The organism is Bifidobacterium sp. ESL0682 (genome assembly GCF_029392815.1).
GTDB lineage: Bacteria > Actinomycetota > Actinomycetes > Actinomycetales > Bifidobacteriaceae > Bifidobacterium.
Genome location: NZ_CP113942.1, coordinates 1,108,947 through 1,122,514, shown reverse-complemented (window position 1 = coordinate 1,122,514; position 13,568 = coordinate 1,108,947). Strand labels below are relative to the sequence as shown.

Sequence of the window (13,568 nt, the reverse complement as noted above, 5' to 3'; positions counted from 1 at the left end):
TACTTGGCAAGATGCATAGAAGGAGATAAGCGTTATTTTCGAGCGCTTGCCAGCCTTCATTTGTCCAAGTGACTGTGCTGACTGGCTTGATGCAAACTTTATCGGTTCATCGGCGAACAGGAAAGGAACATGATGATGACACAGTCATCACCTACGACAATCAAGCAAGAGATAGAAAATGCTTCCGTCGGTACGGATGCAGCGCCTATGGCGTTGAGCATCACCGATGCGGCAAAACGTTACAGCTCCGGTTTTGGTTTGGGCCCAGTGACGTTTGACTTGCCGATGGGCTACATCATGGGCCTTATCGGCCCTAACGGCGCCGGCAAATCCACACTTATCAAGCTGATCCTCAACATGATTCATCGCGATGCCGGGTCAATCAGCGTGGCGGGCTTCGACAACATCACCGACGAGGTGAAAGTCAAGGAACAGCTTGGCATTGTTTTCGACTCCAGTTATTTCTCGACTTACTGGACGGTCAAGATGGCCGAGAAATCCATGGCTGCGGCGTATCCGACATGGAATCACAGTCTGTTCGTTGATTACCTCGGCCAATTCGGTATCGACACCAAAAAGAAGGTCAAGGACCTTTCCCGTGGCATGCAGATGAAGCTTATGCTCGCCGCAGCCCTGAGCCATGATGCCAAATTGCTGATTCTGGACGAACCGACTAGTGGTCTCGACGTACTGGCGCGCGACGATCTGATGGATATTCTGCAGCGTTATGTTGATGATGGGCAGCACAGTGTGCTGTTCAGCACTCATATCACCAGTGACCTCGAACATGCCGCCGATCTAATCACCTATATCACGCAAGGCAAACTGTATTTCACTGGTGCCAAAGACGAGTTTGATGACGCATTCAGACTCGTCAAGGGAGGTCCGGACGAACTTGATGCCGTCAGCCCAGTTGCTGTGGGCATCCGTAGCTATCTCACCGGCTTTGATGCCTTGGTGCATACGGAAGGAATCGCCGAGCTTGTGCAAGCCAATCCTGAGCTGCATGTCGATCCGGTAAGTATCGATGACATCATCCGGCTGACTAATGGACGAGCCGCTGGCCCACAACGTCACGAAGAGGGGAGTAATGCACGATGAAAAACATGGATATCAAACAAATCAAACGATCGATGTGTATCGATTACCTGCGCCTGACCGCTTCGGGAGAAGGCTCAGCATGGATTTTGGCACTGTTACCATTGGCGTTTACCTTAATTGCCTTCGTTGTTGATAATGAAGCCGTAATGGCAGGAGCGGCTGGTGCGGTGATTGCCATGTGTGCCGTATATGCGGCTTTCTTCGTTATGATGGTGTTCAACAATGAAGAAACGACAGGCAATATCATGATGAATGGCATTGTGCCGGCGTCGAGGTTCAACCAGGTTTCCGCACGGTTTGCCTTGGGCCTTGCGACCGATGTCATCACTGCCGTTGAAGGTGTGCTTTGCCTGTTCGTTCTGTTTCACCATGATGAGCCTTCGGTTTCGTCGTTCATCGGATTGGGATTGGGCGTATTCGGCGTTGCCCTATTCCTCGGCAGTGTGGTGATCCCCATTTTCTACAAATTTTCGGTTACCAAAGCCATGGGGTGGAGCTTCGCAATACTGGGCCTGCTGTTCTTTGCCATCATATTTCTCATTGAAAAATTCATATCGAGTGACATGTGCACTAGCATGCTGCAATGGATGATGACGGCGAAACTTGGCGTCGTGCCTTGGGCTGCGCTCATCGCTGTCCTTGTCTCTGTCGTGGCTTGCGTCTGTTCGTTCCTGATTTCCGTTCATATTTATCAGCGCAAGGAGCTATAAATTACTGAATCGTGAAGTTAGATATAAGGAGGGGCTTGCAACGACTGGATACGTCGTTGCAAGCCCCCTTCTGTGCGTATGACTCGGGCTTCTATAGATTTTGGGAAGCGTTCCTCACGTAATCGGGCATCTCGTCGATGGAAATGACATTTGTGAAACGTTCTGTTGCATGCTCCAGACCACGCAGGTTCCTGGGGGCAGTTGTGCTGGTTGCCGCAGAGAGACAGTCCATGCAATCGAAGTCGGTGCCGGCGGTGTCGAGACCGAGCGCCTTGCCGACCACGCGTGGGAACTTATACGGGCTGGCGGTGCTCAGCAGTACACGTGGCATGGCAGTGTCGCGAGGCGACTCTTCAAGGACATGGTAGCCGCAGGCGGTGTGTGGATCGATGACATAGTGGTTGGCGTTCCAGCAGCCCGTGATGGCTTCGCTGACCTGATTCTCATCGGCCCAACCACAGGAGAACAGTTCACGGATGCTCTTCAGTAAGGTTTCGGGAACTGTAAATGAGCCTTTGCTCTGCAGGTCGTTCATCAGACTGCGAATCAGCTCGGTGTCACCGTCGGACATGTAGTAAAGCATGCGTTCAAGGTTCGAGGAGACCAGAATGTCCATCGAAGGTGAAGTAGTCTGATAGAACGGGCGCTCGCGGTTGTAAGTGCCTGTGGTCAAAAAATCGAAGAGTACATTGTTGCGGTCGCTGGCCACGGTGAGCCTGCCGACAGGCAATCCGAGCCTCTTGGCGTAGTAACCGGCGAGAATGTCACCGAAATTGCCGGTGGGCACCACGAATTCGACTTCATCGCCGACCTTGATGGTGCCGCGTTCAACGAGCTGTACATAGGCCGAGAAATAGTAGACGACCTGCGGCACGAGTCGTCCCACGTTGATGGAATTGGCGGAAGAGAGTGAGACGCTGTCGCCTTCCTCTAGTTTCGTTGCCAGATTCTTGTTGCCGAAAATGCGCTTGACCGCCGATTGTGCGTCGTCAAAATTGCCCTTGACCGCGCAGACATTCACGTTTGAACCAGTCTGGGTGGTCATCTGCAGACGTTGGATCTCGCTGACTTTGCCTTCGGGATAGAAGACGGTAATGCCGGTTCCGGGGGTATCCGCGAATCCTGCGAGCGCCGCCTTTCCGGTGTCTCCGGAGGTCGCCGTCAGTACCATTACCTTGTCGTTCGTCGCAGACTCTTCGGAAGTGGTACGCGCCATGAACTGGGGGAGTATCTGCAACGCCACGTCTTTGAACGCGCTGGTCGGTCCGTTGAACAGTTCGAGGATGTAGTCGTCTCCCAGCGGTTTCAACGGGGTGATGGCGCTATCGAGCCATTGGGAGCCGTAGGCCGCGTGTACGCATGCATCGAGCTCAGAAGCCGAGAAATCCGGCAACAGTACACCCAGCACGGTGCGTGCCATGTCCTGATACGGCTTGCCCATCAATGACGCGACGTCAACTTGCTGTTTGCCGAGGTCGTCGGTGACAAACAGACCGCCATCGCCGGCGAGTCCTTGGCGGATGGCCTGACGGCTCGTCAGACTTGCGGAGTTGCTTCTGGTGCTGTGAAAAGTGGTGTTCATCACAAATGCCTCGTTTTGTTGTGGCTGGTATCCTCGGATTTTCTGATATCCCAGTCTAACGGAACGCAAGGTCGAATAGCAAAGGTGTCCAAATCAATGGTTCTGATGCCATTTGAGCGTGGCAAGATCTATAATTATCGACAAACAGATAAAGCGGTATCCGTTCTGTATGGATTGCGAAACGCAACGGATCCATACAAGCGGATTGCAAGATTTGGGAGAACGTTATGGTCGCAAACAGCGGCAAGGATTCTGCGGTTCTTGACCCGGAAGTGTTCCGACAGGTCTGCTCCATGGGGGATGCAGCGGCCAAGGCGCAAGGAGTGCTGGCGCTCGCCAACACCGAACAGAAGAACACGCTGCTCAATGCCATTGCCGACGAGCTTGATGCCGGAAGCGCAGCCATCGCCGAAGCCAATGAACGTGATATGAATACCGCCAAGCAGGCTGGCATGAGCGAGGGAAGCTCGACCGTCTGCTCTTCGACGAAGCGCGTGTGAAGGCCGCGGCCGATGGTGTTCGCCATGTCGCCACGCTTCCCGATCCGGTCGGCCAGATCGTGCGCGGCTCGACGCTGCCCAACGGTCTGAGGCTCAACGAAGTGCGTGTCCCGATAGGCGTGTTCGGAATGATTTACGAGGCTCGGCCGAATGTTACCGTCGATGTCGCTTCACTGTGTCTCAAATCCGGCAATGCGGTATTGCTGCGTGGTGGTCACGAGGCGCAACGCACCAACGAGGCAACGCTCAACATTATTCAAAGAACGTTGCAGGAGCAAGGTTTTGACGCTTCGCTGGTCACTTCTGTAGACAAGTTCGGACGCATGGGTGCCACGGCGATGATGGAGGCGCGTGGACACATCGATGTATTGGTGCCGCGTGGGGAGCAGGCCTTATCCAGTCTGTCGTGCGCAATTCCAAGGTCCCTGTCATCGAGACCGGCGCCGGCAACGTTCATATTTACGTCGACAAGGCGGCGGATTTTGCCAAAGCCATCCCGATTATTCTGAATGCCAAGACACAGCGCGTCGGTGTGTGCAACGCTGCGGAAAAGCTCATTGTGCACCGCGATGTTGCTAAGGATTTCCTTCCGCTTGCCGCCAAGGCGCTCGCAGATGCCGGAGTGGAGCTGCACGCCGACGACGAAGCCTATGAAATCATCGACCAAGGCACCATAGAAAATCTGAGCTTGGTGCATGCCACCGATGAGGATTGGGATACCGAATACCTTGCGCTGAAAATGGGCGTCAAAGTGGTCAGTTCTCTTGACAAGGCGATCGAGCATATCAACGCCCATTCCACTGGTCACACTGAATGCATCATTTCCGAGGATTACGGCACCGTCGAGCGCTTCACCAAACGTATCGATTCGGCGGTGGTCATGGCCAATGCCTCTTCAAGGTTCACGGATGGCGGTATGTTCGGTTTTGGAGCTGAATTGGGCATTTCCACCCAGAAGTTGCATGCACGCGGGCCAATGGGTTTGACTGAAATGACCACGACCAAATGGATTGGTTATGGCACCGGTCAGGTGCGGGCCTGATGACAATCGAAGGACACGATATGAACGACGCTGAACACGACAAGGGCGACGCTGGTATTGACGGCGAAAGCAGAAGTCTTGAAGGCAATATTTCCGCCAATCAGAATCCTGACAACCAGCCGATGACCGCGACAACAGACGGTCAAGTGCCGCAGGAAAACGGTGAGGCTGAACAGGAAGAGGAACAGACCGGAATCAAGGCCGACTACCAGCTCGCCAAAGACCGTGGCATCGACATCAATGACCCGCGAATCGGCTTGAAAATTGCCTCGGAGCGTCTTGCCATCGTTCGCTATGTCTTTCTGGTCCAGGTCGAGGACGGTATCGCCACCGCGGACCAGCGTGCCTCCCTCGAATATGCGGATGCCGCCCTCGTCGGATGGCCGGAGATGGACGCGGACGACGTGGTCGATCTCGATGAAGACGGTAAGAAGACGGTTGCGGAACGACTTGCCGCGATGGAACACTACATTGCCGAATTCAGTAAGCAGGAGTCTGAAGGCAACGTCGATGCGATGAACGATCTGCTGGTCCGTGCCACCGAATGTGTTGCCTCGGTGCGTCGCCTGTACCAGCCCGATTTCCCGATTCCCACCTTCGCTGAGATTCGTCATGTCGTGCAGGACGAATACGACGAGGACATGGGCAAGATCGACCCGAGCGAGCACACCACTGTCGAAGCCATCGAGGAACAGACCGAACAGGCCGACGAGAAGCGTGAAGAGACGGAAGAGCAGGCCAAGAACGCCGGTGATGCCAAAGACGCAAGTGAAGGTAAGGCATGAGCGTCTCTTCGAATCCTGTTGAGCCCGCAGGAGACGACCGCACTATCCAGTCGCAGGCGACCAATCCAGACGAAATGTCTCCCTCGGTTGTTTCGGATAGGTTATTGCAGTCGCCGGAACAGTCCCGCAAGATGTCAGGGCTGTCGTCGGTGTCCGATCCGAATTTCATTGAGACTCCGGGGTCGCAGCCCAATACCCGGCATTTACGAGACGGTCGTCGCCGCATCGGCATTATGGGCGGCACGTTCGATCCCATTCATAACGGCCATTTGGTCGCGGCCAGCGAGGTCGCCTGGGTCTATCATCTCGATGAAGTAATCTTCGTGCCCACAGGTCGACCGGCCTTCAAGCTGGGCAAGCATGTCACCAACGCTGAGGACCGTTACCTGATGACTGTCATCGCCACGGCCTCGAACCCTAAATTCACCGTTTCCCGCGTCGATATCGACCGTCCTGGTGTCACCTACACGATTGATACCTTGCGTGACATCCACGCGTTGAATCCCGACGCCGAACTCTTCTTCATCACCGGTGCCGACGCCGTGGCCGAGATCCTCAAGTGGAAGGAAGCACGGAGCATGTTCGACCTCGCGCACTTTGTGGCCGTCACTCGCCCCGGCTACACCAGCCCGGAGCACATGCGCACCCAGGTCGAGGTCGACACCCTTGAGATTCCCGCACTGGCCATTTCCTCCACGGATGTTCGTCACCGCGTCTTGCATGGTGAACCGGTGTGGTACCTCGTCCCTGACGGCGTGGTGCAATACATCGCCAAGCACGGGCTTTATATTGAGAAATAATCAGCTTCACGATTTCGGTATGTTATACTTTCTTCAATAATTGGTACTACCAATGGAGGTATGACGATGAAAAAGATCCAGCTTCGTATTGTTCAGGTATGTCTTTCAGTGATTATTCTTTTGCAGATGCTATCGGTCTCCAACGGAGAATGGCTGCACAATGGATATGTTGGTTCAGTGTTTGTAGCGTTGAATGTATTCTGTGCCTATGCCGTGCTTCATGAGTTCTTGTCAGTTTTCAAACATGCAGAGGCCTTGCGCGATCGGGACGAATCCGATGTGAACGAACCGAGTGTGTCCCCGTCGCGTTGAGAAGCTAGTATGGCTGTGGTTCATACAGACGATAACGTTTGGAGATATGGTGAGCGCAATCCTAGAAGGAAAGCCCAGTAAGAATCTCATCCTCGTCACCGGCAGGGCCCATCCCCAGCTGGCGGCAGACGTCGCTAACCAGCTTGGCATCGACGTTTTGCAGACTACAGCATACGATTTCGCGAACGGCGAGATGTACGTGCGCTACACCGAATCGGTGCGCGGCGCGGATGTCTTCGTGTTGCAAAGCCATGCCGGTGACGTCAACAAGGCCATCATGGAACAGCTCATCATGATCGATGCGTTGAAGCGTGCCTCGGCCCGTTCCATCACCGCCGTCTGCCCGCTGCTGGGATACTCCCGCCAGGACAAGAAGCATCTCGGTCGCGAGCCCATTTCCTGCCGACTTGTTTTTGATCTGCTGCGCACCGCAGGTGCCGACCGTGTGATGAGCGTTGACCTGCACGCCGCACAGTCCCAGGGCTTCTTCGACGGCCCGGTCGACCACCTGATCGCCATGCCGGTTCTCGTCGACTACATTCGTGACCGGTTCCAAGGCAATCTCGACAACGTGGCCGTGGTCTCCCCGGATGCCGGCCGTATCCGTGTGGCTGAGCAGTGGGCGCAGCGTCTCGGGGGCGGCCCGCTTGCCTTCGTCCACAAGACTCGTGACATCAACCGTCCGAACCACGCCACCTCCAACCGTGTGGTCGGCGATGTGGTCGGCAAGGACTGCGTCCTGGTCGACGATCTGATCGATACCGGTGGCACCATCGTCGGCGCCTGTGACGTGCTCAAGCAGGCCGGCGCCAAGTCCGTCACCGTCGTCGCCACGCACGGCGTGCTTTCCGGCCCTGCGGTCGACCGTCTCAAGAACTGCGGTGCACGCGAGGTCGTTCTGACCGACACCGTGCCCATCGACGAATCAAGCGTTGGGACGGGCTTACCGTGCTTTCTATCGCTCCGTTGCTCGCCAGCGCAGTCAAGGCCGTCTTCGAGGACGGCTCGGTCGCCAAGCTTTTCGACACCTATCCCGAACATCACGGACAAGGCTTCCTGTTCGCCTGATCCGGCCGGTGCTCATACGGTTTCAGATTGTGGTTAGCCGTGCAAGCCGATATGTTCGATGATTCGGCATTGAGCGTGTCGGCTTGTCAGAGGTGACCAGCATAATAGAAAAACGGTTCGGTCATGAGACCGTACTATTCCTCCATGGTGTAAAGGCAGCACACGGGTCTTTGGAACCCTTAGTCTTGGTTCGAATCCAGGTGGAGGAACTTTTTGCAGTCGGCTGCCATTCCGTATATCGGGTGCCAGCCGATTTGTGTATCCGCAAGTGTGTTTCGCTGTGAAGCATCGGAATTGGAGTAGATATGGCATTGAGTGCAGCAATAATTCTCGCAGCCGGTGAAGGAACGCGTATGCGCTCGTCCAAGCCCAAAGTACTTCACGAACTTGCCGGCAAGACATTCCTCGAACGTGTGATGAGTTCTGTTTCGGCACTTGATCCCGACACGCTCGCCGTGGTCGTTCATTATCAGGCGGAGCGCGTGAGCAAGGCTGCGCAAAGCTACAATGACAAGGTCGAAATCGTCGAGCAGGATGATATTCCCGGCACTGGCCGCGCCGTGCAATGCGCCATGAAACAGCTGGATTCCGAAGGACAACTCACCGGTCCGGTTCTCATCGCGGCCAGCGATATGCCATTGCTGGATACGGCCACACTCGATGCCCTGATTGATTTTCATAAGACGAGCGGCAACGATGCCACCGTCCTTACTGCCAATCTCGATGATCCGACAGGTTATGGCCGCATCATCCGAGACAGCGACGGCAGCGTGCTGCGCATCGTCGAGCAGAAGGATGCCAACAGCAACGAACTCGCGATTCATGAGATCAACACTTCCGTCTACGTTTTTGATGCAGATGTGCTTGCCAGGGCGGTACAGGGCTTGGATTCGCAAAACGCGCAAGGTGAGTTCTATTTGACCGATGCCCTCGAAAGTGCGCGAAAGAACGGCAAGGTCGGTGCCTTCGCTGCGCCTGATGCGCTGAGCGTCGAAGGCGTCAACGACCGTGTGCAACTGTCCAATCTTTCCTGCAAGCACAACCTGCGCATCTGCGAGCATTGGATGCGTGAAGGAGTGACGATTCTCGACCCGTCAACCACGTGGATCGAGGACGATGTCGAGTTGGCACAGGATGTCACCGTGCTGCCCGGATCATTCCTCCAGGGACATAGCACCGTTGCCGAGAATGCGATTATTGGGCCCTACACCACGTTGATTGACGCCCATATCGAAGCCGGCGCCACCGTGGAGCGCAGCCGTGTGCAGGAGTCGCATATCGGCCCCGATGCCAATATCGGCCCGTGGACCTATCTGCGCCCGGGCAATGTGCTCGAAAAGGGCACGAAGGCCGGCGCATTCGTCGAAATGAAGAAGGCGCACATCGGTGAGGGTACCAAGGTGCCGCACCTGAGTTACATGGGCGATGCCGAGCTGGGGGAGCACACCAATATCGGCGGCGGCACCATTTCCGCCAATTACGACGGTGTACACAAGAACCGCACCCACATCGGCTCCAACGTCCATGTCGGTGCCGGAAATCTATTTGTGGCACCGGTCGAGGTCGGCGACAACGTCACCACCGGAGCCGGTTCGGTCATCCGCCACGCGGTACCGGACGATTCGATGGTATATTCAGAGAACACACAACATGTAGTAGAGGGCTGGAAGCCCGAATGGGAGCGTTGATTTATGTCAGCATTGCAATCCACGATTGAAGCCCTGCGTCTGGCGGCGGTTGCCGCCGACAGGGTAAAGGCCACCGACATCGTTGCCTTCGACGTCACTGGCCCCATCGCCATCACCGATGCCATGCTCATCGCCACCGCTTCCAGCGAACGCCAGGTGCTGGCCGTGGCCGAGGAAGTCGAAAAAGAGCTGTATACCAAAGGCGGCAAGCTGGAGCCACTCAGCCGCGAAGGCCTCGACGAGGCACGTTGGGTGCTCTTGGACTATGGCGATTTCGTGATTCACATCATGCATGAGGAAGAACGCCAATACTATGACCTTGAGCGCCTTTGGCAGGATTGCCCCGCTATCGACCTTGAGCTTCCGCAACCGGCCGAAAACGCTTCTGCAGCTCAATAAACGGCTGTCGAACTTGAACGAACAATGCTATTTGGTATTGAACCTGTGGCACAGCATCCCAGGATTTAGACTGTAAACAACTTCATCGGCATCGTTAGGAGTCAAGCGATGGATTTCAGCACGTTATTCGATCCCAATGTTCACGTTCGGTCATTGACGTTGGTGCGTCATGGACGTACTGCTTACAACGCCGCTGGTCGTGTCCAAGGTACCATCGATATTCCTCTGGACGAGGTAGGCAACTGGCAGGTCCAACAGACCGGTCGTGCATTGAAAGAGCTTTATGTCGACGGAGAACAAGATACGCAGCGGCATCGCCTGATTGTCGCCTCCGATCTTGGCCGTGCTATGGCCACCGCACACGCCTTCGCCGACCTTATCGGCGAGGAGGTCCACCCCGATCCTCGTGTTCGTGAACGGAATTATGGTGATTGGGAAGGCGAGGCGACCCGCGACATCATGAAGAAGTACCCGGATGATTTCATCTCGTGGATTCATGGTGAGAGCGGCGAGCTCAAACACAACGTCGAACCCGATAAGCACGTGGGGCAGCGGGCGTCGCAGGCCATCGCCGAGTGGGCAGACAAAGCCGAGCCTGACACCGATCTGTACGTGTTTTCGCACGGTGCGTGCATTGCCGATACGGTCCGCACGCTGCTCGATGCCGATGACGACGCTGATGCCAACAGCGCGGTGTTCTCGATGCGCAACGCTCACTGGGCCAGACTCATTCCCATCGCCATTGCCGGCAAGCCGTTACGTTGGGCGCTTTCCGATTACAACCACGGACCGGCCATCGCCGATACCGACGAATGGGAGAATCCTAAGCTCTGATTCGATTTTTCGCTGAGACTGCCCTGCTTCCAGGCTTTAAACCTATGCTTTTATTGCATTTCTCGAAGGCGGGCAGTCCTCTTTTTGTTGATGAAGATAATGTAATCGGCTACGTGATGAGTTCATTGAGCCTTCCGTGCGGCTAGATTGCTACTGGTAGAGTTGATGATGGTGTTGGCGTCGACTTGGGAACCTGACACGAAACGAGGCGCGAAATGAACGAAATGAGCCGTAGGATCTGGTGGCAGGTTTACCCTCTGGGCTTCTGTGGGGCTCCGGTGCGTCCGCAATCCGACACAGAACGCCAGAAGATGCCGCGTCTTGACCGACTGGTCAATTGGCTTGATTACATGAAGGACATGGGTTGCAACGGCCTTTTGCTCGGTCCTATTTTCGATTCCGATACCCACGGCTATGACACCATCGATTTCTATACTATCGACCCTAGGCTCGGTGATGACGCAAGCTTCGACCGACTGGTCACCGCCTGTCACGAGCATGGTATTGCCTTGATGCTCGACGGGGTTTTCAACCATGTCGGCAGAGATTTTCCGGAATTTCAGAGCGAATTGAAACAAGCACAAGCCGAGCTGGAAGCCGGCAAGCCCATCGAACATAGCAATGACGACATGTTCAGTTTTTCCTTGGCCGAGGACGGCACACTGGAGTATGAACAATTCGAAGGTCATGCCATTCTGCCAGCTTTCAACCATGATGCGCCGCGTGTCGCCGATCTGGTGACCGACGTGATGACGTATTGGATGCGCCGTGGCGTGGATGCATGGCGTCTCGACGCGGCCATGACGGTGCCGGCATCATTCTGGGCGAAAGTGCTGCCGCGCGTACGCCATGAGGTTCCTGGCGCGTGGTTTATGGGTGAAGCCATCCAAGGCGATTACCCGGAATTCGTGCATGATTCTACCGTTGACACCGTTACCCAGTACGAGCTGTGGAAGGCGATCTGGAGCAGTCTTAAGGACGGGAATTTCTTCGAGCTGGACTGGTGCCTCAAGCGTCACAATATGTTCTTGCAGACCTTTATACCCCAGACGTTCATCGGAAACCACGATGTCACTAGGGTTGCGAGTCAGATTCAGGACGAGGAAAAGCTTGCAATGGCGGCGGTCGTTCTTTTCACGGTCGGTGGCACGCCTTCGATTTATTACGGTGATGAACGGGCGATGCCGGGTGACAAAACCGATGGCGTCGGCGGTGATGACATTGTTCGTCCCGAGTACCCGGAAAGGCCGGGAGATCTGCCCCGTGATGGCGAATGGATGTATCGGCTCACCAGTCAGCTGACCGCCATCAGAAGCGCTCGTCCGTGGATGGTTGACGCCACCACGGAACCGACATTGCTTGAAAACCGGCACTATGCCTATGATGTCAAAGCCCGTGAAAGCAACGCCAAATTGCATGTCGATATGAATCTGGACGAGACACCGCACGCCGATATCTACGAAGACGGCAATGCTACGCCGTTGCTGCACGTCGAGCATCGAGTTTCTTAGCCGTTGTTGACGGTGGTATCGGCGATATAAGTAATCCTGAAATGGTCCCATGGGACGGTTGCGGAATCTTTATTTGTTGATCTGAGGCTTCCCGTAATAGTTGAAGTGAATATCGTTCAGAGGCATGAAAAATTCCCATCCATGATTATGAAATCAGGATGGGAATAGTGTTATCTGTTTAAAACGACTGAAGTCGCTTATGAATCGAGATTACTTGGTAAACGGCTCGGAAGCCTTGTTAAGTGCGTCGACCTCGGCATCGCTCAACGTGAGCGTGCTGGAAGCCAGCAGATCAGGCAGCTGCTCGGGAATACGGGCGGAGACGATGGGCGCGGCGACCTGCGGGCGATGACGCAGCCAGGCCAGCGAGACGGTGGCGATGGCGACATTGTGAGCCTTGGCCACCTTGTCGAGCGCATCGATCAGTGCGAAGCCGTCAGGCGTGAGATAATCGGCGACCATGCCTTGGCGCGCCTTGCCTTCGGCATCGGCGGCAGAACGGTATTTGCCGGTCAAGAAGCCTGCGGCCAGTGCGAAATAGGGGAATACCGACAGCTGTTCGCGCTTGGCTACGGGAGCCAGTGTCTTCTCATAGTTGCCACGGGCGACGAGATTGTATTGCGGCTCAAGGGCGACGGGCAGGGCATAGCCGTTCTCGCGGGCGATCTTGAACCATTCCTCGATGCGGTCGGCCGAATAATTGGAAAGGCCGATGGCGCGCACCTTGCCCGACTTGACCAGCTTGTCGAAGGCTGCAACGGTTTCCTCAAGCGGTGTCTTCTCGTCGTCGAAATGTGCGTAATAGAGGTCGATGTAATCGGTTCCGAGACGCAACAGGGATTCATCGGCGGCTGCAGCGATGTTCTTGGCCGAAAGTCCTGAATACTGAGGATGTTCGCTGACTTTGGTGGCGATGACCATATCGTTGCGGTTTTTACGCGTGGCGAGCCAACGGCCAAGCACGATTTCCGATTCGCCGCCGGAATGGCCGGGGACCCACGCCGAATAGACGTCGGCCGTGTCCACGAAATTGCCGCCTGCCTCGACGTACTTGTCGAGCACGGCGTCGCTGGTCTTGTCGTCGCTGGTCCAGCCGAAGGTGTTGCCGCCAAGGACCAATGGGAATACTTTCAGATCGCTATTGCCTACGTTGATACGGTTTGCTGTCATGGTTTCATAGTCCTTTTGTTGTGGTACCTGTGTATATGATTGGCTGACCTCATTGCGTTTAGGCAT

11 protein-coding genes, 1 tRNA gene and 2 pseudogenes are annotated in these 13,568 nt (G+C 55.4%); 12 read left to right on the top strand and 2 right to left on the bottom strand.

Features of this window, described 5'->3' with window-relative positions; all coding sequences use genetic code 11:
- Positions 1–207: 207 nt before the first annotated feature.
- Positions 208–1,101 carry an ABC transporter ATP-binding protein gene (locus tag OZX57_RS04860; RefSeq protein WP_277162942.1) on the top strand — a complete coding sequence of 298 codons (894 nt, stop codon included), beginning with the start codon at positions 208–210 and terminating at the stop codon, positions 1,099–1,101.
- Positions 1,098–1,811, top strand: a complete 714-nt coding sequence (locus tag OZX57_RS04855; protein WP_277161587.1) for an ABC-2 transporter permease — start codon at positions 1,098–1,100, stop codon at positions 1,809–1,811. The genes OZX57_RS04860 and OZX57_RS04855 overlap by 4 nt, the downstream gene beginning before the upstream one ends.
- 91 nt (positions 1,812–1,902) lie before the next feature.
- Here the strand turns inward: OZX57_RS04855 and thrC are convergent, their stop codons facing one another.
- The gene (gene thrC / locus OZX57_RS04850) at positions 1,903–3,393 is read right to left on the bottom strand and encodes a threonine synthase (protein WP_277161585.1); all 1,491 of its coding nucleotides are present in this window, start codon (positions 3,391–3,393) and stop codon (positions 1,903–1,905) included.
- Positions 3,394–3,686: 293 nt separating this feature from the next.
- Here thrC and OZX57_RS04845 point away from each other — a divergent pair.
- The 10 genes and pseudogenes from OZX57_RS04845 (at position 3,687) to OZX57_RS04800 (ending at position 12,332) form a co-directional block, all read left to right on the top strand.
- Positions 3,687–4,935 (top strand): annotated as a pseudogene (locus OZX57_RS04845) (glutamate-5-semialdehyde dehydrogenase).
- Positions 4,936–5,129: 194 nt separating this feature from the next.
- The gene (locus tag OZX57_RS04840) at positions 5,130–5,720 is read left to right on the top strand and encodes a phosphoribosylglycinamide synthetase (RefSeq protein WP_277162941.1); all 591 of its coding nucleotides are present in this window, start codon (positions 5,130–5,132) and stop codon (positions 5,718–5,720) included.
- A gap of 74 nt (positions 5,721–5,794) precedes the next feature.
- Complete coding sequence (gene nadD, locus OZX57_RS04835) at positions 5,795–6,520, top strand: nicotinate-nucleotide adenylyltransferase (RefSeq protein ID WP_277162940.1); 726 nt, start codon at positions 5,795–5,797, stop codon at positions 6,518–6,520.
- Between the two features lie 60 nt (positions 6,521–6,580).
- Positions 6,581–6,832 carry a hypothetical protein gene (locus OZX57_RS04830; RefSeq protein ID WP_277161583.1) on the top strand — a complete coding sequence of 84 codons (252 nt, stop codon included), beginning with the start codon at positions 6,581–6,583 and terminating at the stop codon, positions 6,830–6,832.
- A gap of 46 nt (positions 6,833–6,878) precedes the next feature.
- A pseudogene (locus OZX57_RS04825) lies at positions 6,879–7,900 on the top strand (ribose-phosphate diphosphokinase).
- Between the two features lie 138 nt (positions 7,901–8,038).
- Positions 8,039–8,109: transfer RNA gene (locus OZX57_RS04820), tRNA-Gln, on the top strand.
- 96 nt (positions 8,110–8,205) lie between these two features.
- Positions 8,206–9,588 (top strand): bifunctional UDP-N-acetylglucosamine diphosphorylase/glucosamine-1-phosphate N-acetyltransferase GlmU, encoded by a 1,383-nt coding sequence (glmU, locus tag OZX57_RS04815; RefSeq protein WP_277161581.1) that lies wholly within the window; start codon positions 8,206–8,208, stop codon positions 9,586–9,588.
- Positions 9,589–9,591: 3 nt separating this feature from the next.
- A complete protein-coding gene (gene rsfS, locus OZX57_RS04810; RefSeq protein ID WP_277161579.1) occupies positions 9,592–9,987 on the top strand; it encodes a ribosome silencing factor in 396 nt (131 codons plus the stop codon).
- A gap of 108 nt (positions 9,988–10,095) precedes the next feature.
- Positions 10,096–10,821 carry a histidine phosphatase family protein gene (locus OZX57_RS04805; RefSeq protein ID WP_277161577.1) on the top strand — a complete coding sequence of 242 codons (726 nt, stop codon included), beginning with the start codon at positions 10,096–10,098 and terminating at the stop codon, positions 10,819–10,821.
- A 215-nt stretch (positions 10,822–11,036) separates the two neighbouring features.
- Positions 11,037–12,332, top strand: a complete 1,296-nt coding sequence (locus tag OZX57_RS04800; RefSeq protein ID WP_277161575.1) for an alpha-amylase family protein — start codon at positions 11,037–11,039, stop codon at positions 12,330–12,332.
- A 210-nt stretch (positions 12,333–12,542) separates the two neighbouring features.
- Here the strand turns inward: OZX57_RS04800 and OZX57_RS04795 are convergent, their stop codons facing one another.
- Complete coding sequence (locus tag OZX57_RS04795; RefSeq protein ID WP_277161573.1) at positions 12,543–13,502, bottom strand: aldo/keto reductase; 960 nt, start codon at positions 13,500–13,502, stop codon at positions 12,543–12,545.
- Between the last annotated feature and the right edge of the window lie 66 nt (positions 13,503–13,568).